The organism is Nocardioides mangrovicus, assembly GCF_003674065.1.
Lineage (GTDB): Bacteria > Actinomycetota > Actinomycetes > Propionibacteriales > Nocardioidaceae > Marmoricola > Marmoricola mangrovicus.
On the sequence record NZ_RDBE01000010.1, the window covers coordinates 130,130 to 149,168 of the forward strand.

A 19,039-nucleotide genomic window follows, 5' to 3' on the forward strand; every position below is an offset into this window, starting at 1 on the left:
GCTCAGCTCGACTCGGCCTCCACCGAGGTCATCGCCAGTCGCAGGTCGCGCACCATCGCGTAGGGCAGCCCGAGCCGCGTGAGGATGATCTGCACCTGCGGCAGCAAGAACGCCTGCGCCTGCAGCTCTACCCGTCCGATCTCGGTGGTCGCCCGCAGCCACAGCACCGGCGACCCGCTCGCGTCGACCTCGACGAACCCGCCGACCACGCCCCACGGCGCCAGCGAGGCGACGATCGGCGTGATCGCCGCCTCCCACGCCGGGTCGATGCCCTCGCTGCCCACGCTGCCCACGCTGGGAGCCTAGGCCGGGGGCCGAGCCGCGGGTTTCGAGACGGTCGCGGGCGACCTCCTCAGCCAGCGCCCGCGCGACCTCCTCCACCAGCGGCAGACCCCGGCGACCGAAACAGGCGACCGGCAGCGGTGATCGAGCAGCAGGCGAGCCCTGGCGAGCCGCGCGTCGAGATCACCCCGCCGCCGACCGCTGGCACCGCCCCGCTCGGCTCAGCCGGCGTGCACCCCGGCCGGGCTGACGTGGATGCTCGCCGCCGTCAACCTCGGCAGCCGGTCGAGGAGGTGCTCCTGGGCGTGGTGGGCGATGTCGTGGGCGGCGCCGAGCGGGAGGTCGGCGGCGACGCTGAGATCGGCCTCGGCCCGCAGGGTGTGGCCGACCCAGCGCAACCGCAGCTCGCGGACGTCGAGCACGCCGTCGACGGTGGTGACCGCCTCCCGGGCGGTGCGCACGAGCTCGGGGCTCACCGCGTCCATCAGCCGGGCACCCACCTGGACGACGGCCGTACGCAGCACGCCCAGGATCGCCAGCGAGATGACCAGGCCGACGGCCGCGTCGGCCCACGGCAGCCCGACGGCCACGCCGGCCGCGCCGAGCACGACGGCGAGCGAGGTGAAGCCGTCGGTGCGGGCGTGCAGACCGTCGGCGACGAGCGCGGCCGAGCCGATCCGGCGGCCCACGACGATGCGGTGGCGCGCGACCAGCTCGTTGCCCACGAAGCCGATGACGCCCGCCGCGGCCACCGCCCACAGGTGGGAGACGGGCTGCGGGTGCAGCAGCCGGTCGGCGGCCTCGTAGGCCGCCACCAGCGCGGACAGCGCGATCACGACGACCACCAGCACTCCGGCCAGGTCCTCGGCGCGGCCGTAGCCGTAGGTGAAGCGCTCGTTCGGCGGCTTGCGCGCCAGCCGGAACGCCACCAGCAGCGGCAGCGCCGTGGCCGCGTCGGCGAGGTTGTGCAGCGTGTCGCCCAGCAGCGCCACCGAGCCCGTCGCCGCGACCACGACGCCCTGCAGGAGCGCGGTGAGCGCCAGCGCCGCCAGGCTGAGCCACAGCGCCCGTCGACCGCGGTCGTCGGCCTCGAGCGCGGAGTCGACCTGCTCGGCGCTGTCGTGGGAGTGGCCACCGACCAGGCCTGAGAGGGCGTGCCCCACCCGACCCCGCCTCGTCGTCGGGCCGTGCTCGTGGGCGTGGTGGTGGTGGTGGCCGTCGGGGGCGTGCTCGTGAGGCACCACCCGATGCGTCATCGCACGACCTCCACGCCACGGTGGTGGGCGGGCACGTCGTCGAGCAGGTGCTCGACGTGCCCGACGGCGTCGACCACTAGCTGGCGCACGTGGTCGTTCTCGACGCGGTAGAGCACGTTGTTGCCCTGGCGCCGGGTGGTCACCAGCCGCGCCATGCGCAGCTTGGCCAGGTGCTGGGAGACCCCGGGGACGGGCCTGTCGAGCTGCTGGGCGAGGTCGGAGACCGATCGCTCCTCGTCGAGGAGCAGCCCGGCCAGCTGCAGCCGCGTCGGGTCGGCGAGGACCCGGAGGACCTCGACCGCCAGCGACACCACCTCGTCGGACCAGAGCGGCGGTTGCGTACTTGCGTGCATGCGCAAATGCTAAGGCTCGGGGTCGCTGTGCGCCAGCCGGTGGTTGGCCGCCTCCGTCGCCTCGACCAGTCGCGCGAGGAAGCGGGCGATGGTGGCGAGGTCGCGCGGCGAGGCCTCGGCGAGGACGCCGGCGATCTCGGTGCCGGCGACGGTCAGGAAGGCGTGCGTCCGCTCGCGGGCGGCGGGGGTGGGGTGCAGGGTCACGCGGCGCCGGTCGGCGCTCTCGCGCGCCCGGCGCAGCAGACCGGCGCGCTCGAGCCGGTCGACCAGCACGGTGGTGGCGCCCGTCGTCATCCCGAGCCGGCGCGAGAGCTCGCCCGGCGAGAGCGGCGTCCCGGACTCCGCGGCCCACACGACCTGCCCCAGTGCGTGGGCGTCGTTGGTCGGCAGGCCGAGCCAGCGGGCCTGACGACGGCTCAGCTCCTCGAACCCGGCCGACCACTCCCCCAACGCCTGCATCACGGCGACCTGCGCCGGCGCCCAGTCGTGGGTGAGGGGGTCGACATCGGCCACGTATTCACTTTAGAGTCAAGTGACTTGACTGCCAAGCAACTTGACTCGGAGTGTCCCGATGACCCCACCCCACGTGCTCGTCTCCGGCGAGAGCATCGGCGGCCTCTCGGCCGCGTTCTGGCTGGCTCGCACCGGCTGGCAGGTCACCGTCCTCGAGCGCGCGCCGTCGTTCCGCGACGGCGGCCAGAACGTCGACGTGCGCGGTGTGGGGCGCGAGGTGCTCGACCGGATGGGCCTGTTCGAGACGGTCAAGGCGCTCAACACCACCGAGACCGGCACCGTGCTCGTCGGCGACGACGGTCGCGTGCGCACCGAGCTCCCCTCCGACGACGTCGACGGCTCCACCGCCGAGCTCGAGGTGCTGCGCGGCGACCTGGCGCGGGCCGTCCGCGACGCGCTGCCCGACGGCGTCGAGATCGTGCACGACGACTCCATCAGGGCCGTCGAGGACCACGACGACCACGTGGTGGTGACCACGCAGCAGGGCCGGCGCTACGAGGTAGCGCTCCTGGTGGTGGCCGAGGGCGTCCGCTCGACCACGCGCGACCTGGTCTTCTCCGACGTCGCCGACGTGCACGAGCTCGGCATCACCATGGCGTTCGGCACCATCGAGCGCACCGCGACCGACGACGACACCTGGCGCTGGTACAACGCCGTAGGTGGCCGGCAGGTGCACCTGCGCCCCGACCCCTACGGCACGACGCGAGCGATCCTCGCCTACGCCGACGGCGGCGACCTGGCCGGCGTCGGCCCCGACGAGGCCAGGACCTCGCTGCGCGAGCGGTTCGCCGACGCCGGCTGGGAGGCACCACGGGTGCTCGACGGCTTCGACCGCACCGACGACCTCTACGTCGACGACCTGGCGCAGGTGCGGATGCCGACCTGGCACCGCGGCCGGGTCTGCCTGCTCGGCGACGCCGGCTGGTGCGTCACCCCGATAGGAGGCGGCGGTGCGACCCTGGCGCTCACCGCCGGCTACGTGCTCGCGGCCAGCCTGACCCACGGCACCGAGCGCGCAGACCTCGAGCGTGACCTCGAGGCGTACGAGCAGTGGCTGCGGCCCGTGGTCGCCGACGTGCAGCGACTCCCACCGGGCATGGATCACTTCGCCTTCCCCCGCACGCGGCTGGGCCTCGCCGCGCGACGGGTGGTCGACAAGGCGATGACGACGCCGCCGCTCTCGCGGTTGGCCGCACGCGCCACGCACGTGGCGCAGACCGACCAGGAGCTGCCCCCGCTGCCCTCGCCGCGGTGAGCGCCCGGTTAGCTAGCTGAGCACCCGGGCGCTCAGGTAGTAGCAGCTGACCGCGTCGCCACCGCCGTAGCCGTCGGGCAGGTAGGCCGCGGGCCCGGCGATCTCGACCGGCGTCCAGAGGCCCTCGGCCGCGAGCCGATCGACGACGGCCCGGCACTCCCGGTCGCGCCACAGGTCGTCGCGCTGGGTGACGACGACGATGCCGTCGGGGCGCACCACGCGCGCGAGCTCGCGCCAGATCGCCTCCACCTCGGGCAGGTAGGTCATCACGCCGACGCACAGCGCGGCGTCGACGCTGTCGTCGTCGACGGGCAGCCGCTGCTGCAGATCGGCGGCCACGAGCGACTCGTACTCCCCCGTGGTGCGCGCGAGCGCGAGCGAGGCCGGGGAGATGTCGAGGCCGCGGATCCGTCCGGCGAAGCCGTGCGCGCGCAGCGTGCGGGCGACCATCCCCGTGCCGCAACCGACGTCGAGCACCGGGTCGGCGTCGGGCCGCAGCGACATCAGCGTCGCCACCACCGTGCTCGGCGCGCGGTAGTCCCACGCCTGCAGGTCCTCGTCGTAGGCGGTGGCCCAGGAGTCGTAGCGCTGGGCCACGGCCTGCGGATCGCTGCTGCTGGCGCCGAGCCAGTCGGCGATGCCGACGTCGTCGGAGGAGGGGTCCTCGGAGGCCATGCGCCAGCCTCTCACGGGGCAAGATGTCGGCCATGGCTCGTCCTCCGCGCTTCGACCACGTCGGGATCACCGTCGCCGACCTCGACACGGCCGTGGACTTCTTCGTCGGCCTGGGACTGGAGGTGGAGGGCCGCACGTTCGTCGAGGGCGAGTTCCTCGACACCGTGTGCGGCATACCCGACTCGCGCACCGAGGTCGCCATGCTGCGACCGCCCGACGGTGGTACCTCGCTTGAGCTGGCCAGCTTCGTCCGGCCCGACCACCGCCCGGGCTCGCCCGCGGCGATGGCCAACGAGGTCGGGCTGCGCAACGTCTGCTTCGAGATCCCCGACCTGCGCGCTACGGTCCAGCGCCTCGCCGAGGCCGGCTACGGGCTCGTCGGCGGCATCGGCAACCACGAGGACACCTGGCTGATGGCCTACGTCCGGGGACCGGAGGGCATCGTCGTCTCCCTGGCCGAGCAGGTCGGCTGAGCACCGTGTGGTCGCGCCGCGCGGTGCTGGCCGGTGGCGGCGTCGCGCTGCTCGGCGCTGCCGCAGCGGGCGTGGCCGACGGCGTGTTGCCCGGGCGGACGTTCGTCCGGCACGAGCTGGGGCTCGACGGTGCCGACGGCTCGGTGCCCGACGTCGAGCCCGGACCTCTGCGCAGCGGCGCGTTCAGCTCGCGAGCTCGCGGTGGGCGCCGCACGGGCTGGACCATCGCGTGGCCGCCACACGCTCGGGTCGGTGCATCGCTGCCGGTCGCCGTCGTGCTGCACGGGCGTCGCAACGACCACACCACTGCTTTCGGGGGGCGCCACCTCGGCCTCGACCGCTTCCTCGCCCAGGCGGTGCACGGGGGCGCGACCCCCTTCGCCATCGCCAGCGTAGACGGCGGCTCGGCGTACTGGCACGACCGGCGTGACGGCGACGGTGCCGCGACGATGGTCGTCGAGGAGTTCCTGCCCCTGCTGGCCTCCCACGGTCTCGACGTCGCTCGACTCGCCCTCATGGGCTGGTCGATGGGTGGTTTCGGCTCGCTGCACCTGGCCGGGGTCCTCGGTCACGCACGCGTGAGCGCCGTGGCCGCGATGAGCCCGGCGCTGTGGCACCGGTTCGCCGACACCGCCCCCGGCGCCTTCGACGACGCCGCCGACTTCGCCCGCACCACCGACTTCGGCCGCCAGCACCGGCTCGACGGCGTGCGGGTACGGATCGACTGCGGGCGCGACGACCCCTTCTTCTCGGCGACCCGCGACTACGTGGCCGGGTTCGCGAACCGGCCGGCAGGCGGCTTCGAACCAGGTGCCCACACGATGGGCTACTGGCGGCGGCTGGCTCCCACGCAGGTGCGGTTCGTCGCCGAGGCCCTCACCTAGGGTGGGCGCTGTGCAGCTGGAGAACGTGGTGTTCGACAGTCTCGACCCGCAGCGGCTGGGCCGGTTCTGGGAGGCGGCCGTCGGCGGCGAGACGCTCACCGACGCACCGGGGATCTTCGAGACCAGCCTGGTGATCGAGGGCGGGCCGTCCCTCGACCTGTGCTTCCAGCCGGTCACCGAGCTGCCCTCGCCCGGGCCCCGGCTGCACCTCGACCTGCTGGGCGGGCCACACCAGACCGAGGTCGTCGACCGGCTGCTGGGGCTGGGTGCGCGCCACCTCGACATCGGTCAGCACGACGTGGCGTGGGTGGTGCTGGCCGACCCGGAGGGAAACGCCCTGTGCGTGATGGAGGACCGGCCCGAGTTCGTCGGCACCGGTCCGGTCGCCGCCCTGCCCCTGGCCTCCGCCGACCCCGACGCGGACGCCGAGCTGTGGTCCTGGCTCACCGGCTGGACCGACGTCGACAGCAGCGAGGCCCGCTCGCTGCGCCACCCCTCCCGGCTGGGGCCGCTACTCGACCTGTGCCCGGAGCGGACCGCCAAGGGCGAGGCCAAGAACCGGATCCACCTCGACCTGCGACTGGAGGCGGGCGAGGACGCCGACGGGGTCGAGGCCGCCATCCTCGGGCTCGGTGGCCGCCGCGTGCGGCACCCCGAGTGGGGCGAGCTGCCTTGGCGCCACTACACCGACGTCTCGGGCAACGAGTTCTGCATCCTCCCCGCGTCGGGGTAGTCCAGCACCCACGTCATGGCCGTCGGGCCCGCCCGCCGTGACGAGCGTGCCGGACTACGCGCCGAAGCCGCCGTCGGCGCGGACCACGCGCCCGTGCAGCACCGCGCCCTCGACAGAGCAGGCGAAGCCGACGGTGGCGGCGATCTCCTCGGGGGTCAGGACGCGACCCAGTCCCTGGTGGGAGACCAGCTCCGCGACCGGCACGCCGTAGATGTCGGAGGTCGCGTGCAGCATCGCGGTGTCCGTCGATCCAGGGGAGATGCCGCATGCCACCACCCCGGTGCCCACGAGGTCCGCCGCCAGGCCTCGCACCAGACCCACGACGCCGTGCTTGGCCACGGTGTACGCGGCAAGCCGGAACAGGCCGGTGTGGCCTGCGGCCGAGGCGAGGGCGACGAACCGGCACCGTGAGGGGTCGGGCCCGGCGAGCATGGCCGGCACGACCGCGGCCGCGGTGTTCCAGACCCCGCGCAGGTCGACGTCGAGCAGCTCGTCGACATCGGCCTCGGGGGTCTCCCACAACGGTGCGCCACCGCGCATGACGGCGGCACCGGCGACGGCGAGGTCCAGGTTCCCCCAGCGCTCGACGGTCTCGGCGACGGCCCGCTCGAGCGCCGAGCGGTCGCGCACGTCGGCGACGACGGGGTGCACGTCGGGTGAGGCCAGCGCCTCGAGGTCCTCGCGGGTGGCCAGAGGCGGGCCCTCGCAGCTGTCGAGCGCCACGACCCGGTGTCCGTCGGCGACGAGCCTGCGGACCACGGCCGCGCCGATGCCACGAGCCGCTCCCGTCACCAGGGCGACTGCCATCAGCGGGCCCTCACAGTGCCTCGACCAGTGCCTCGACGACGCGGTCGACCAGCTCGGCCAGGATCTGCTCGCCCTGCTCGGCGCTCGCTGCGCGCGGGTCGCCGAGCACGCCGTTGGCCGAGACCGCCGCGACGCCGCCCTCGATCATGGCGGGCAGGATCTCACGCAGCGGTGCGGCATTGCCGACCTCGAGCCGGTCGGTGCGGACCCGCTCGGGGCACAGGTGCAGCAGCAGCGAGGTCTCGGTGAGGCCGGCGTGGAGATCAGCCCCGGGAAGGTGCGGGGGCTCGGTCGCGCACGGCACCCAGTCGACGTCGTGGCCCTCGACCTGCAGCTGCCCGACGGCCTCCTTGAGCGCCGAGAGGTTGCCGCCGTGGCCGTTGACGTAGACGACGCGGCCGGCCCAGGTCGCCAGCGAGCGGGTGAGCTCGACCAGCAGGTGGGTGAGCGCCTCGGTGCCGATCGAGACCGTGCCGGCGAACGACTGGTGCTCGCCGCTGGAGCCGTACCCCAACGCCGGCGCCAGCACGGCGTCGACGCGGGCAGCGGCACGTTCGGCCACGGCCGTCGCGATGAGGGTGTCGGTCTCCAGCGGCAGGTGCGGTCCGTGTTGCTCCAGGGAGCCGACGGGGACCAGCACCAGCGGCGCGTCGGGGACCTCCCGCCACGCCAGGTCGGCGAGCACGCGTGGCACTAGGTGCCCAGCGCGCGGGTGAAGCCCTCCGGCACCAGCACGTGCTCGGGCCGCAGCTCGCGGACGTCGGAGAGGCCGAGCCCGAGGACGGCGGAGTCGATGCCGCCGCGCAGCACGTCGAGTACGTTCTCCACCCCGGCCTGGCCGTTGGCGGCGAGCCCCCACAGGTAGGCGCGGCCGATCATGACGGCCTTGGCCCCCAGCGCGAGCGCCTTGACGACGTCGGAGCCGCGGCGCACACCGCCGTCGAGGAGTACGTCGACCTGGCTGCCGACGGCCTCGGCGATGGCGGGCAGGCAGCGGATGGTGGCCGGCGTGCCGTCGAGGTTGTTGCCGCCGTGGTTGGAGACCGAGAGGCCCGCGACGCCGGCGTCGACCGCCCGCTTGGCGTCGTCGACCCGGCACACGCCCTTGAGCACGAAGGGACTGCCGGTGAGCTGGTGCCATTGGTCGCGCATCCAGGCGACGTCCTCCCACGACGGCGGCGGGGTGGTCATCCACTCGTAGTAGGCGCCGAAGAACGTGGGCGCAGCACCGCCGTCGGGCGGCGCGAGGTTGGGCGCGGTGAGGTCGGGCAGGGCGCCGGACTTGGCGAACTCGTAGAGCCAGCGCGGCTTCACCGCCACCTTGGGCGCGAAGCGGACCATCGTCGCCAGGTCGACCTTCTCGGGGATCTCCGGGCTGCCCCAGTCGCGACCCATCGAGAACGACCAGTCCAACGTGGCGATCAGGCCCTTGGCTCCTGCCCGGTGGGCGCGCTCCATGCGCTGGACCATCACGTCGCGGTCGCCGGTCCAGTACATCTGGAAGAAGGTGGTGGCGCCGGTGGCGACGACGTCCTCCACGGAGCGGCTGGCGAAGTTGGACAGGCCCATGATCGTGCCGCGAGCAGCGGCCGCACGGGCGACCGCCACCTCACCCTCGGGGTGCACCGCCTGGACGCCGGTGGGCGAGATCAGCACCGGCAGCGAGACGTCGTGGCCGAGCACCGCGGTGCCGAGCGAGCGCTGAGCCTGGTGTCCGGCGACGTGCGGCGCGAGGCCGAGCTCGGCGAACGCGGCCTGGTTGTCGGCGATGGTCCAGCCGCGCTCGGAGCCGGCGATCAAAGCGCCGTAGACCGGGGCCGGCAGCCGCTTGCGTGCGCGCTGCTGGGCGACCGCGACCGACTCGAACCAGGGGTTCTGCTTCCAGGGGTTGGCGATCTTCACGACGGATCGAACCCCGCCAGCGGGCTCTCGGCGCAGGCGCTGACCGGAGGTTGGCGCTGCAGGGTGAGCATCACCGGCTCGTTGCGGGTGGGCGTGCGTCGGGAGTGGTCCTGGCTGGCCGCCGGCACCGTGCGCGCGCCGGCCAGCCCCGCCTCGCTGTTGCCCTTCACGCACTCGGGGTCGGGTCCGTCGAGCGGCAGCCCGGTGAAGAACTTGGCCGCCATGCAGCCACCGCGGCAGGCGTCGTAGGCCGAGCACTTCGTGCACGCGCCACCGGTCTGCGGCGACCGGAGCTCGGTGAACAGCTCGGAGTGCTGCCAGACGTGCTGGAACCCGCCGTCGGCGAGCAGGTTGCCGGCCTTGAACCGGTCGTGGATGGCGAAGGGGCAGGCGTAGACGTCGCCGACGGGGTCGATCAGGCAGACGACGCGACCCGCACCGCACAGGTTGAGCCCGGGCAGCGCCTCGCCGTAGGCGGCGAGGTGGAAGAACGAGTCACCGGTGAGCACGTGGTCTCCGTTGGCCAGCAGCCAGTCGTAGAGCTCGCGCTGCTGCTCCGGCAGCGGGTGCAGCTCGTCCCAGACGTCGGCGCCGCGGCCGCTGGGGCGCAGCCGGGTGAGCCGCAGCGTGGCACCGTAGGCGTCGGCGATGGCCTTGAAATCGTCGAGCTGGGCGATGTTCTGCCGGGTGCAGACGACGCTGATCTTGGCGTCGCGGAAGCCGGCGTCGCGCAGGTTGGCCAGGGCGCGCAGCGCGGTGTCGTAGGAGCCGGGGCCGCGGACGTAGTCGTTGACCTCCGCGGTGGCGCCGTCGAGGGAGACCTGCACGTCGACGTAGTCCGTGCTGGCCAAGAACCGCGCCCGCTCGGGGGTGATGCGCACGCCGTTGGTCGAGAACTTCACGCCGACCTGGTGGTCGACGGCGTACTCGAGCAGGTGCCAGAAGTCGGGGCGGATGGTGGGCTCGCCACCGCCGATGTTGACGTAGAAGACCTGCATCCGCTGCAGCTCGTCGATGACGGCCTCGCACTGGGAGGTCGTGAGCTCGCGCGGATCGCGGCGGCCACTGCTGGACAGGCAGTGGGCACAGGCGAGGTTGCAGGCGTAGGTCAGCTCCCACGTGAGGCAGATGGGGGCGTCGAGGCCGTACTCGAACTGCTCGACCAGCGAGCCGGTCTGCGGCCGCTCGGGTGCGATCGTCATGCGGCTTCTCGCTTCCTGATCATGTCGGTGGCCGCGAGGCCCGCCAAGGCGGCGGCGTAGGCGGTGTGCTGCTCGGTGGGGACGCCGCAGGCGAGGAGCGCCGAGCGGACGTCGGCGTGGGCGGCCAGCGACTCCACGACGGCCACCAGCTCCGGCCGCTTGAGGAAGGTCAGCTTGCGGTTGCCGAAGTGGTAGGCCAGCGCCCCGAACGGCTCGGGACGCAACGCGACCGACGGCGAGACCGCCCACGCCTCGTCGAGCATCAGTACACGCCGCACATGCCGTCGATCGAGACCTCTTCGACGAGGTCCTCGACGACCAGGCTCTGCCCCTCGGTCTGCTCCTGGATCTCCTCGGGCTCGCTCATGAATCCTCCTGGGGTGAGTGGTGTGGAGCACACAGTAGATGCACTCGGTGCCATAATGGAAGGGTGTCGAGCCAACGACGACAGCCGGGGCGTCCCGAGGCGACCAGCCACGGCGAGATCGAGCAGGCGGCCTTCGCGCTCTTCGCCGAGCGTGGTTTCGACGGCACGACGCTGGACGACATCGCCGACGCCGTCGGCGTCGGCCGCCGCACGCTGTTTCGCTACTTCCGCTCCAAGAACGACATCCCGTGGGGGCAGTTCGACCTCACCCTCGACGCGTTCCGGCGGCTTCTCGCCTCGATGCCCGAGGACCTGCCGCTCCACGAGAGCGTCCACCGCGGCGTCATGGACTTCAACGACTTCCCCGACGACGCGATGCCGGCGCACCGCGAGCGGATGCGGCTGATCCTCACCAACCCGGCGCTGCAGGCGCACTCGATGCTGCGCTACGCCGAGTGGCGCGACGTCATCGCCGAGCACGTCGCCTGGCGCACCCGCGGCTCGGTCACCGACCTGCTGCCCCGCACCGTCGGCCACGTCTCGCTGGCGCTCGCACTGACGGCGTACGACGTCTGGCTGGCCGACGAGCACGCCGTACTGCTCGAGGTGCTCGAGGAGTCCATGGGCACGTTGCGCAGCTACCTGGGACCCTCGTGACCATGGAGCTCGCGTGGCCGCTGGAGGGCGCCGACGACCTGCGCGAGCAGCTGCTCGCGGCCTACGCCGGCCCCGAGCGCGGCTACCACGACCTCACCCACCTGGCCGAGGTACTGCAACGGCTGGCCGAGCTGGGCTGCACCGAGCCGACCGTGCTGCTCGCGGCCTGGTTCCACGACGCGGTCTACGGGGAGGGCGAGGACGAGGAGCGCTCCGCCCGGCTGGCCGAGGCGACGCTGAGCGGACTGCTGCCCGATGCCGAGGTGGTCGCCGTCGCCCACCTGGTGCGGATGACCGCCCACCACCGGCCCGACCCCGACGACCACGAGGCGCAGCTGCTCAGCGACGCCGACCTGGCCATCCTGGCCGCCCCGGCCGAGCGCTACGCCGCCTACGTGGCCGGCGTCCGCGCCGAGTACGCGGCCTACGACGACGCCACCTTCCGCTCCGGTCGCGCGACGGTGCTGCGCGACCTGCTGGCCAAGCCCTCGCTCTTCCACACCGTCTACGCCCAGCAGCACTGGGAGGCCCCCGCCCGCGCCAACGTCGAGGCCGAGCTGTCGACGCTGGAGGCCTAGTCCAGACCGAGTAGCACCAGTCTCGACGCGCGCATCGGTGCTACTCGGTCTGGACTATCCGACCTGGGCTAGGCGGGTGGGGGCTTGCGGACCCGGAGCCCGGCGGTGATCAGTCGGGCCACCAGCTCGCGGCTGCGGACCGGCACCGCGCCGGCCTCGACCATCGCGTCGTACCACTCCGAAGGCACGTCGTAATGGTCGCGGTCGAACCCTCGCTCGGGCACCCCGGCCTCGGCGGCGAAGGCGTGCAGCTCGTCGTAGGACACGTCGGAGGCCAGGTGCGACCAGAGCCGACCGCGGCCGGGGGCGTTGGGCGGGTCGATGAGGATCACGCCTGCCCCTCCCGTCGCCGGTTCCCCACGGTACCCAGGTGAACCGGCACTCCCCCACCGGAGCTCCTGTGGGTCGGTGAGGGTTCACCACGGTGCCGTGGGGAACCGTCACCGGCAGCGCTCACTCCACCGGCACCCCGAGCGCCCGGTCGAGAGCGTCGTCGAGGAGCAGCCGCCAGGACCGGACCCGGTCGACGTCGACGTAGCCGCGGGTCCAGGAGTCGCCGGCGCGGGCACGGGAGCCCACGCCGAACTGCCTGACCCCCGCGCGCACCAGCCAGGGCACCAACGCGGGCTCCAGGCCGCCGCAGGCCAGCAGCAGCCGGGCCACCCCGGGGTCGACGCCGGCACGGGCGACCAGGTCGTCACCGCCGACGCCGAGGCCCTGCGGGGAGCCGCCCGAGGCGACCCCGTCCAGGCGCGGCAGCGAGGCGGCCGCGTGCCAGGCGTGGTCGGTGCGCAGGGCGTCGTCGAAGCAGCGGTCGAAGGCCCACGGCAGGTGGGGCAGCAGCGCGAGCAGCGAGCCGGTGCGGTGCACGTCGATCTCGAGGTCCCGGTCGAGCCACCCCAGCGAGTAGCCGGCCGCCCCCAGGGTCGCGGCGGTCGTCCCCAGCCGAGCCAGCGTCGTGACGTCCTCACCGCGCAGCAGCACCCGCACCGGCAGGTCGGTCTCGCGCACGGCGGCAGAAACCTCGGCCGGGGTGGTCGCCACCAGCAGGACCCGGTCGGCGCCGCCGAGCGTCGCGGCCGCCACGTCGCGGGCGTGGAGGCACACCACCTCCAGGCACGCGCGCGCCGATGTCCCGCCGGTTGTCACACTGGACATCGTGACATCCACGGATCCCCTGGTCGTCGCACGCGCGCTCGTGTTGCACGACCTGACCTCGACCGACGTCGCGACCCCCGCCAACGTCTCGCTGCTGGAGGAGGCCGTCGCGCAGCGACGCTGGTGGCTCGAGCAGTGGGCCGACGGTGCGCCGTACGTGGCCGGACTGGTCGCCCAGGACGTCCAGGACGGGCTGCTGGGCACGTCCGGGCGCTGGCCCCTGTGCCGCAGCTGCGACGTGGACGACCTGCACCCGCTCTACGTCGACCCCGACCTCGGCGGCCCCGACCCGCAGTGGGTCTGCGAGCAGACCGGCACCGTCGTCGCGCCGCTCGGCAACCTCTAGCTAGCGCTCGAACTCGGCGCGCAGCACGGGCACCCACAGCGTGAACTGGTTGGCGCGGTAGACCGACCGGGATACCTCGCAGACCTGCTCGCGGCAGTACGCCCGCCGCGAGATCCGCAGCACCGGGTCGCCCGGGCCGACCTCGAGGTGGGAGGCCTCGATCTCGCTGGCGGAGTCGGCGACGACGGAGTCCTCGCCCCAGGTCGGCATCAGGCTCTGCTCGCCGAACCACACATACAGGCTGTCGGGCTCCGGCTCGGCCAGCAGGTCGGGGAAGAGGTCGAGGGAGAGGTAGACGTCGGTGACGCAGGCGGGCACGCCGTCGGCGGTGCGTAGCCGCTGCCAGTGGACGATCGGGTGACCCTCCTCGACCTGCAGCGCCCGCGCGACGCCGGGGCCGGCGGTCTCGCGGCGGCGCAGCAGGGTGCGCGCGCCGGCAGCACGGCCGCGACGTTCCATCTCCTCGGTGAAGGACGACAGCCGCGCCTGCATGTCGACGTGCGGCTTGGCCACGAACGTGCCGCGACCCGGGATCCGCTCCAGCAGGCCTTGGGAGACCAGGCTGTCCAGTGCGTGCCGCACCGTCATCCGCGCGACGCCGAACTTCTGCACCAGCTCGCGCTCGGACGGCGCGGGCGACCCCGGCTCGGCCTGGTGCACCAGGGTGCGCACGTACTCGCGTACCTGCACGTGTTTGAGCTTGTCGGCCTTGACCACCGGTGTTCCCTCCTCCAAACCCCGCTGAACAATAAGCGGACGACAGGGGTCGTTGTCAGGCGATTCGGTGCAGTCTTCTCCTCCGCGTACCGAAAAGGGCGTTGTTGCCCGAATCGACCGCGTGGTCCGGCACATTCCGGACTCTGTGGTCCCGCAATGAGGGGCCTCGGCGCGGCGGCGTCAGCGCCGGCGGCGGATCACGGCCACCAGCACCGCCAGCACCGCCAGAGCGGCCAGCGCCTGCTTCCAGTACCCCTTGACCAGCACCGGCAGGACGGTCGCGCCGAGGTCCAGCGCATCGTCGTTCGCCCGGTCCTGCGCCTGGTCCTGGGCCCGGGTCGGCACCGGCGTCGGCGGCTGCGTTGTGCCGGCCGCGGCGATCGGGGTGGGACCGGGGATCGCCGTAGTCGCAGTGGTCGCAGGAGTCGCCGTGGGCGCCGGGGCGGATGCAGGGGCCGGCGTCGGCTCGGCGGCCGGGGCGTCCGGCGCTCCCCCCACCTTCGTCTTCAGGCACTCCACGAACTGCGCCAGCAGCTTGTCCGAGACGTCCTGCATGACGCCGCGACCGAACTGCGCCGGCTTGCCGGTGATGGCCAGGTCGGTGACCACCTCGACGTCGGTGCTCGAGCCGTTGCCGGTCAGGGTGGCCGTGACGTTGGCGCCGGCCGTGCCGTTGCCGCGCTTGTCCTTGCCCTTGGCCTCGATCCTCATCGTGTGCGCCGACGCGTCCTTCTCCACGAACGTGCCGGAGCCGTTGTAGACAAGGGCGATCGGACCCAGCTTCACCTTCACCGACCCCTGGAATGAGTCGTCCTCGACGCTGGTCACCTGGGCGCCGGGGAAGCACTCGGCCACCGACCCGATGTCATTGAAGGCCTGCCAGGTCTCCTCGACGTCGGCAGGGACGGTGAACCGGTGGGTGAGCTCCATGCGCCCTAGCCTGCCGCAGCGGCGAGCACGGCGCGACGTGACAGCACGGTGGCCAGGTGACGCCGGTAGTCGGCGTCGCCGTTGAGGTCCGAGGGCGGGTTGGTGCCCTCGGCCGCCGCCTCGCACGCCGCGCGGACGGCGTCCTCGGTGGCGGGCTGTCCGGTCAGCGACTGCTCCACGGCTCGTGCCCGCAGCGGGGTCGAGCCCATGTTGGTGAGTCCGACACGGGCCTCGGTGATCGTGCCGCCCTCGGCCTTGAGCGTCGCCGCGACGGCGACGATGGGCCACTGGTGTGCCACGCGCACGAACTTCTCGTAATGCGCGCCCCAGCCGGTGTGCTTGGGGATGCGTACCTCGGTGAGCAGCTCGTCCTCGCCGATGGCGGTCTCGAAGAGGTCGACGAAGAAGTCGTCGGCCCCGACCGTGCGCGTGCCGCCGCCCTGCTCGGCGATGACGAACTCGGCCCCCAGCGCGAGCGCCGGGGCACCCATGTCGCCGGCCGGGTCGGCGTGGGCCAAGGCGCCGCCGAACGTGCCGCGGTGGCGGATCTGAGCGTCGGCCAGGTGGTGCACGGCCTTGGTCAGCAGGGCGGCGTGCTCGGCCACCAGCGGGTCGGTCAGCACCGTGGCGTGGGTGGTGGTGGCCCCGATGACGATCGCGTCGCCGTCCTCGCGGATGCCGCGCAGGCCCTCGATGCGGCCGATGTCGATCACGTGCTCGGGCGCGTTCAGCCGCATCCGCAGTACCGGCAGCAGCGACTGGCCGCCGGCGATGACCTTGGCCTCGTCGCCGTGCTCGGCGAGCAGCGCCAGCGCCTCCTCGAGGCTGGTCGGTGCGGCGTACTCGAACTGGGCCGGGATCATGCGGGGCCCCCGTTCGAACCGGAGCGAAGTGAGGATTCGAATGGGGTGAAGCTCATGCCTGCTCTCCTTCTGCGTCGAAGTGGGGCATCGCGTCGCCGGTGGTCGGATCGGCACCGCCGGCGCCGCTGCCGTTGATGGCCCGCCAGACCCGCTCGGGCGTGCACGGCATGACGATGTCGTTCACGCCGAAGTGGCGCACGGCGTCGACGATGGCGTTGACCACCGCCGGGGTGGAGGCGATGGTGCCCGCCTCGCCGACGCCCTTGGTGCCCAAGGTGTTGGTCAGCGACGGCGTGGACCGGTGGTGCACGTCGAAGCTGATCATGTCGGCCGCGGTGGGCACGAGGTAGTCCACGAACGAGGCGGAGACCAGCGTGCCGGCGTCGTCGAAGACGGCGTCCTCGAACAGGGCCTGGGCGATGCCCTGCACCAGCCCGCCGTGCACCTGGCCGGCGACGATGAGCGGGTTGATGACGTTGCCGATGTCGTCGACGCAGGTGTACTTGCGCAGCTTGATCGCGCCGGTCTCGGTGTCGACCTCCGCCGCGCACAGGTGGGTGCCGTGCGGGAAGGAGAAGTTGACCGGGTCGTAGGTCGCGTCGGCGTCGATCGAGGGCTCCATGCCCTCGGGCAGGTTGTGCGCCACGAACACCGCCCCGGCGACGTCGGCGATGCTGATGCCCTGGTCGGTTCCGCGGACGCTGAAGGTGCCGGCCTCGAACTCGATGTCGTCGACGTTGGCCTCGAGCAGATGGGCCGCGACCGGCTTGGCCTTCTCGATGACCTTGTCGGCCGCCTTGACCAGCGCCTCACCGCCCACCGTCAGCGACCGCGAGCCGTAGGTGTCGAGGCCCTTGGACGCCACCTGGGTGTCGCCGTGCAGGATCTCGACGCTCTCGAACGGCACGCCGAGCCGGTCGGCCACGATCTGGCTGAACGCCGTCTCGTGCCCCTGGCCGTGAGCGCTGGCGCCGGTGGTGACCTCGACGCTGCCGGTGGCCAGCATGCGGATAGAGGCGTTCTCCCAGCCGCCGGCGCCGTAGTCGAGCGAGCCCAGGACCCGGGAGGGCGCCAGACCGCACATCTCGGTGAAGGTGGAGATGCCGATGCCCAGCTGCACGCGGTCGCCGGACTCGCGACGCCGCTGCTGCTCCGCGCGCAGCTCGTCGTAGCCGAAGCTGGCCATGGCCTCCTCGGTGGCCGCCTCGTAGTTGCCGGTGTCGTACTCCAGCCCCGAGACGGTCGTGTAGGGGAACTCGTCGTGGCGGATCCAGTTCTTGCGCCGGACCTCCATCGGGTCCATGCCCAGCTCGTGGGCCAGCTCGTCCATCATCCGCTCGACGCCGAAGGTGGCCTCGGGCCGGCCGGCGCCGCGGTAGGCGTCGACCCAGGTCTTGTTGGTCAGCACCGTCTGGCAGGCGAAGTGGTAGGCCGGGATCTTGTAGATCGCGTTGAACATGAACGCACCCAGCACCGGCACGCCGCCGCCGACGACCGCGACGTAGGCGCCCAGATCGGCGGTGAGCTCGATCTTGAAGCCGGTCAGGGTGCCGTCCTTGTCGGCCGCCATGGTGAGCTTCTGCCACTGGTCGCGGCCGTGGTGGGCCGCCATCAGCGACTCCGAGCGCGTCTCGGTGTACTTCAGCGGCTTGCCCAGCCGACGCGCGATGCACCAGGTGAGCCACTCCTCCGGGGTGACCTGCAGCTTGCCGCCGAACCCGCCGCCGACGTCGGGGGCCACGACGCGGATCTTCGACTCCGGCACCCCGGTGGTAGCGGCCAGCGCGAACCGCAGGATGTGGGGCACCTGGGTGGCCGAGTACATGACGTTCTGCTCGCCGGTGGGGTCGACGACGGTCGAGCGCGGCTCCATGAACGCCGGGATGAGCCGGTTCTGGCGGAACTCGCGCTCCACGACGACGCCGTCGGTGCGGGCCGCCGCGATCGCGTCGTCGACGTTGCCGCCGGTGCCGGCCTCGGCGGAGTCGAAGACCCACAGCGCCGACTTGTTGCTGCCCAGGTCGGGGTGGGCGAGCACCTCGTCGCGCAGCGCCTCCTTCATGTCCAAGGCGGCGGGCAGCTCTTCGTACTCGACGTCGACCAGCTCGGCGGCGTCGCGCGCCTCGGCGGCGGTGCGTGCCACGACGGCGGCGACGATCTCGCCGGCGAAGGCGACCCGGTCGGCGGGCATCGGCAGGTGCACCGGCGTCTTCTGGTCCGGGGTGATCGGCCAGGCGTTGATGAGCACGCCCTGGCTCTCGCCGAGGTCGGCGCCGGTGTACACGTCGACGACGTTGGTCGCGGCCTTGGCCGCCGAGGTGTCGATCGAGACGATCTTCGCGTGCGCGAAGGGGCTGCGCACCATCGCCATGTGGAGCATGCCGGTGAGCTGGATGTTGTCGGTCCAGCGGGTGCGGCCGGTGATCAGCCGCTGGTCCTCCTTGCGGCGGCGGTCGCGGCCGATCTCGCCGGTGGCGGCGGCGGGCCGGTCCTCGGTGACGGTCATGAGGCGTTGACCTCCTGCCCCGACGCGGTCTGCACGGCTCGCACGATGTTGTGGTAGCCGGTGCACCGGCACAGGTTGCCCTCGAGCCCGACCCGGATCTCCTCCTCGGTCGGCTTCGGGTTGTCGTTGAGCAGGTCGACCGACTGCATGATCATCCCCGGCGTGCAGTAGCCGCACTGCAGGGCGTGGCACTCGTGGAAGGCCTGCTGCACCGGGTGGAGCTCACCGTCGCGGGCCAGCCCCTCGATCGTGGTCACCTCCGACCCCTCGGCCTGCACCGCGAGTACGTTGCACGACTTCACGCTGTGACCGTCGAGGTGGACGGTGCACGCGCCGCAGTTGCTGGTGTCGCACCCGACGACGGTGCCGGTCTTGCCGAGCTTCTCGCGCAGGAACTGCACCAGCAGCATGCGCGGCTCGACGTCCTCGGAGACCGATGCTCCGTCGACGGTGAGGCTGATCCTGGTCATGTGAGGCGACTCCTGACTGTGACCGACGTGTCCGGCGTCACACAACCTAGGCAGCCGCGGTTGGCGGAAGGTTGGCGGCTCGATCGCCGGTGATCGGCCGCCTCCGCGCCGG

25 protein-coding genes are annotated in these 19,039 nt (G+C 72.7%); 7 read left to right on the top strand and 18 right to left on the bottom strand.

All coding sequences use genetic code 11. The features are described from left to right. Window positions 1-2: 2 nt before the first annotated feature. From D9V37_RS15230 to D9V37_RS15245, 4 genes are all read right to left on the bottom strand, one after another. A complete protein-coding gene (locus D9V37_RS15230) occupies window positions 3-293 on the bottom strand; it encodes a hypothetical protein (RefSeq protein WP_121807033.1) in 291 nt (96 codons plus the stop codon). A gap of 210 nt (window positions 294-503) precedes the next feature. Next, window positions 504-1,538 carry a cation diffusion facilitator family transporter gene (locus tag D9V37_RS15235; protein WP_121807034.1) on the bottom strand — a complete coding sequence of 345 codons (1,035 nt, stop codon included), beginning with the start codon at window positions 1,536-1,538 and terminating at the stop codon, window positions 504-506. Further along, window positions 1,535-1,891: an ArsR/SmtB family transcription factor gene (locus D9V37_RS15240; protein ID WP_121807035.1), complete on the bottom strand. Its 357-nt coding sequence runs from the start codon at window positions 1,889-1,891 to the stop codon at window positions 1,535-1,537. Before D9V37_RS15240 ends, D9V37_RS15235 begins: the two co-directional genes overlap by 4 nt. A 9-nt stretch (window positions 1,892-1,900) precedes the next feature. Beyond that, complete coding sequence (locus D9V37_RS15245; protein WP_121807036.1) at window positions 1,901-2,404, bottom strand: MarR family winged helix-turn-helix transcriptional regulator; 504 nt, start codon at window positions 2,402-2,404, stop codon at window positions 1,901-1,903. A 58-nt stretch (window positions 2,405-2,462) separates the two neighbouring features. On the opposite strand from D9V37_RS15245, the gene D9V37_RS15250 reads away from it, so the two are divergent. Further along, window positions 2,463-3,659: an FAD-dependent monooxygenase gene (locus D9V37_RS15250; RefSeq protein WP_121807037.1), complete on the top strand. Its 1,197-nt coding sequence runs from the start codon at window positions 2,463-2,465 to the stop codon at window positions 3,657-3,659. 12 nt (window positions 3,660-3,671) lie between these two features. Here D9V37_RS15250 and D9V37_RS15255 read toward each other — a convergent pair whose 3' ends face one another. Further along, window positions 3,672-4,334, bottom strand: a complete 663-nt coding sequence (locus D9V37_RS15255; RefSeq protein ID WP_121807038.1) for a class I SAM-dependent DNA methyltransferase — start codon at window positions 4,332-4,334, stop codon at window positions 3,672-3,674. A gap of 32 nt (window positions 4,335-4,366) precedes the next feature. On the opposite strand from D9V37_RS15255, the gene D9V37_RS15260 reads away from it, so the two are divergent. The 3 genes from D9V37_RS15260 to D9V37_RS15270 are packed head-to-tail and all read left to right on the top strand — an operon-like array spanning window position 4,367 to window position 6,424. Further along, window positions 4,367-4,807 (top strand): VOC family protein, encoded by a 441-nt coding sequence (locus D9V37_RS15260; protein ID WP_121807039.1) that lies wholly within the window; start codon window positions 4,367-4,369, stop codon window positions 4,805-4,807. A gap of 5 nt (window positions 4,808-4,812) precedes the next feature. Continuing rightward, the gene (locus tag D9V37_RS15265; RefSeq protein WP_232524948.1) at window positions 4,813-5,691 is read left to right on the top strand and encodes an alpha/beta hydrolase; all 879 of its coding nucleotides are present in this window, start codon (window positions 4,813-4,815) and stop codon (window positions 5,689-5,691) included. A 10-nt stretch (window positions 5,692-5,701) separates the two neighbouring features. After that, window positions 5,702-6,424: a VOC family protein gene (locus D9V37_RS15270; RefSeq protein ID WP_121807840.1), complete on the top strand. Its 723-nt coding sequence runs from the start codon at window positions 5,702-5,704 to the stop codon at window positions 6,422-6,424. Between the two features lie 54 nt (window positions 6,425-6,478). Here the strand turns inward: D9V37_RS15270 and D9V37_RS15275 are convergent, their stop codons facing one another. The 6 genes from D9V37_RS15275 to mftA are packed head-to-tail and all read right to left on the bottom strand — an operon-like array spanning window position 6,479 to window position 10,702. Beyond that, window positions 6,479-7,231, bottom strand: coding sequence for a mycofactocin-coupled SDR family oxidoreductase (locus D9V37_RS15275; protein ID WP_121807041.1), 753 nt, complete (start codon window positions 7,229-7,231; stop codon window positions 6,479-6,481). Between the two features lie 10 nt (window positions 7,232-7,241). Continuing rightward, entirely contained in the window at window positions 7,242-7,916 is a 675-nt protein-coding gene (gene mftE, locus D9V37_RS15280; RefSeq protein WP_121807841.1) for a mycofactocin biosynthesis peptidyl-dipeptidase MftE, read from the bottom strand. A gap of 8 nt (window positions 7,917-7,924) precedes the next feature. Next, a complete protein-coding gene (gene mftD / locus D9V37_RS15285) occupies window positions 7,925-9,133 on the bottom strand; it encodes a pre-mycofactocin synthase MftD (protein ID WP_121807042.1) in 1,209 nt (402 codons plus the stop codon). Next, the gene (gene mftC, locus D9V37_RS15290; RefSeq protein WP_121807043.1) at window positions 9,130-10,335 is read right to left on the bottom strand and encodes a mycofactocin radical SAM maturase; all 1,206 of its coding nucleotides are present in this window, start codon (window positions 10,333-10,335) and stop codon (window positions 9,130-9,132) included. The genes mftD and mftC overlap by 4 nt, the downstream gene beginning before the upstream one ends. Continuing rightward, entirely contained in the window at window positions 10,332-10,598 is a 267-nt protein-coding gene (gene mftB / locus D9V37_RS15295) for a mycofactocin biosynthesis chaperone MftB (protein WP_121807044.1), read from the bottom strand. Before mftB ends, mftC begins: the two co-directional genes overlap by 4 nt. Continuing rightward, window positions 10,598-10,702, bottom strand: a complete 105-nt coding sequence (gene mftA, locus D9V37_RS15300; protein ID WP_121807045.1) for a mycofactocin precursor MftA — start codon at window positions 10,700-10,702, stop codon at window positions 10,598-10,600. Before mftA ends, mftB begins: the two co-directional genes overlap by 1 nt. 63 nt (window positions 10,703-10,765) lie before the next feature. Here mftA and mftR point away from each other — a divergent pair, with 63 nt between their 5' ends. Then, the gene (gene mftR, locus D9V37_RS15305; RefSeq protein WP_121807046.1) at window positions 10,766-11,359 is read left to right on the top strand and encodes a mycofactocin system transcriptional regulator; all 594 of its coding nucleotides are present in this window, start codon (window positions 10,766-10,768) and stop codon (window positions 11,357-11,359) included. A 2-nt stretch (window positions 11,360-11,361) separates the two neighbouring features. Beyond that, window positions 11,362-11,937 carry an HD domain-containing protein gene (locus tag D9V37_RS15310; RefSeq protein WP_121807047.1) on the top strand — a complete coding sequence of 192 codons (576 nt, stop codon included), beginning with the start codon at window positions 11,362-11,364 and terminating at the stop codon, window positions 11,935-11,937. A 68-nt stretch (window positions 11,938-12,005) separates the two neighbouring features. On the opposite strand, the gene D9V37_RS15315 is transcribed toward D9V37_RS15310, so the two are convergent. Both D9V37_RS15315 and D9V37_RS15320 read right to left on the bottom strand, forming a co-directional pair. Further along, window positions 12,006-12,269 (bottom strand): DUF4031 domain-containing protein, encoded by a 264-nt coding sequence (locus D9V37_RS15315; protein ID WP_121807048.1) that lies wholly within the window; start codon window positions 12,267-12,269, stop codon window positions 12,006-12,008. 121 nt (window positions 12,270-12,390) lie between these two features. Beyond that, window positions 12,391-13,095 carry a copper homeostasis protein CutC gene (locus D9V37_RS15320; RefSeq protein WP_198412690.1) on the bottom strand — a complete coding sequence of 235 codons (705 nt, stop codon included), beginning with the start codon at window positions 13,093-13,095 and terminating at the stop codon, window positions 12,391-12,393. 1 nt (window position 13,096) lies between these two features. Between D9V37_RS15320 and D9V37_RS15325 the strand changes: the two genes are divergently transcribed. Continuing rightward, a complete protein-coding gene (locus D9V37_RS15325; RefSeq protein ID WP_232524949.1) occupies window positions 13,097-13,441 on the top strand; it encodes a hypothetical protein in 345 nt (114 codons plus the stop codon). Here D9V37_RS15325 and D9V37_RS15330 read toward each other — a convergent pair whose 3' ends face one another. The 5 genes from D9V37_RS15330 to D9V37_RS15350 form a co-directional block, all read right to left on the bottom strand. After that, a complete protein-coding gene (locus D9V37_RS15330) occupies window positions 13,442-14,158 on the bottom strand; it encodes a GntR family transcriptional regulator (protein ID WP_232524950.1) in 717 nt (238 codons plus the stop codon). Window positions 14,159-14,338: 180 nt separating this feature from the next. After that, entirely contained in the window at window positions 14,339-15,088 is a 750-nt protein-coding gene (locus D9V37_RS15335; RefSeq protein ID WP_121807050.1) for an SRPBCC family protein, read from the bottom strand. A gap of 5 nt (window positions 15,089-15,093) precedes the next feature. Next, window positions 15,094-15,951: an FAD binding domain-containing protein gene (locus tag D9V37_RS15340; RefSeq protein ID WP_121807051.1), complete on the bottom strand. Its 858-nt coding sequence runs from the start codon at window positions 15,949-15,951 to the stop codon at window positions 15,094-15,096. A 52-nt stretch (window positions 15,952-16,003) separates the two neighbouring features. Next, window positions 16,004-18,457, bottom strand: coding sequence for a xanthine dehydrogenase family protein molybdopterin-binding subunit (locus D9V37_RS15345; protein ID WP_121807052.1), 2,454 nt, complete (start codon window positions 18,455-18,457; stop codon window positions 16,004-16,006). After that, window positions 18,454-18,927, bottom strand: a complete 474-nt coding sequence (locus D9V37_RS15350; protein WP_121807053.1) for a (2Fe-2S)-binding protein — start codon at window positions 18,925-18,927, stop codon at window positions 18,454-18,456. The genes D9V37_RS15345 and D9V37_RS15350 overlap by 4 nt, the downstream gene beginning before the upstream one ends. Window positions 18,928-19,039 lie beyond the last annotated feature (112 nt).

What these genes read in the sequence shown, in the direction of transcription:
- D9V37_RS15345 (WP_121807052.1), bottom strand. Translation starts at nt 18,457, where the DNA reads ATGACCGTCACCGAGGACCGGCCCGCCGCCGCCACCGGCGAGATCGGC.
- D9V37_RS15240 (WP_121807035.1), bottom strand. Translation starts at nt 1,891, where the DNA reads ATGCACGCAAGTACGCAACCGCCGCTCTGGTCCGACGAGGTGGTGTCG.
- mftA (WP_121807045.1), bottom strand. Translation starts at nt 10,702, where the DNA reads ATGAGCGAGCCCGAGGAGATCCAGGAGCAGACCGAGGGGCAGAGCCTG.
- D9V37_RS15310 (WP_121807047.1), top strand. Translation starts at nt 11,362, where the DNA reads ATGGAGCTCGCGTGGCCGCTGGAGGGCGCCGACGACCTGCGCGAGCAG.
- D9V37_RS15320 (WP_198412690.1), bottom strand. Translation starts at nt 13,095, where the DNA reads ATGTCCAGTGTGACAACCGGCGGGACATCGGCGCGCGCGTGCCTGGAG.
- mftB (WP_121807044.1), bottom strand. Translation starts at nt 10,598, where the DNA reads ATGCTCGACGAGGCGTGGGCGGTCTCGCCGTCGGTCGCGTTGCGTCCC.
- D9V37_RS15255 (WP_121807038.1), bottom strand. Translation starts at nt 4,334, where the DNA reads ATGGCCTCCGAGGACCCCTCCTCCGACGACGTCGGCATCGCCGACTGG.
- D9V37_RS15260 (WP_121807039.1), top strand. Translation starts at nt 4,367, where the DNA reads ATGGCTCGTCCTCCGCGCTTCGACCACGTCGGGATCACCGTCGCCGAC.
- D9V37_RS15335 (WP_121807050.1), bottom strand. Translation starts at nt 15,088, where the DNA reads ATGGAGCTCACCCACCGGTTCACCGTCCCTGCCGACGTCGAGGAGACC.
- D9V37_RS15235 (WP_121807034.1), bottom strand. Translation starts at nt 1,538, where the DNA reads ATGACGCATCGGGTGGTGCCTCACGAGCACGCCCCCGACGGCCACCAC.
- D9V37_RS15250 (WP_121807037.1), top strand. Translation starts at nt 2,463, where the DNA reads ATGACCCCACCCCACGTGCTCGTCTCCGGCGAGAGCATCGGCGGCCTC.
- D9V37_RS15275 (WP_121807041.1), bottom strand. Translation starts at nt 7,231, where the DNA reads ATGGCAGTCGCCCTGGTGACGGGAGCGGCTCGTGGCATCGGCGCGGCC.
- D9V37_RS15350 (WP_121807053.1), bottom strand. Translation starts at nt 18,927, where the DNA reads ATGACCAGGATCAGCCTCACCGTCGACGGAGCATCGGTCTCCGAGGAC.
- D9V37_RS15340 (WP_121807051.1), bottom strand. Translation starts at nt 15,951, where the DNA reads ATGATCCCGGCCCAGTTCGAGTACGCCGCACCGACCAGCCTCGAGGAG.
- mftC (WP_121807043.1), bottom strand. Translation starts at nt 10,335, where the DNA reads ATGACGATCGCACCCGAGCGGCCGCAGACCGGCTCGCTGGTCGAGCAG.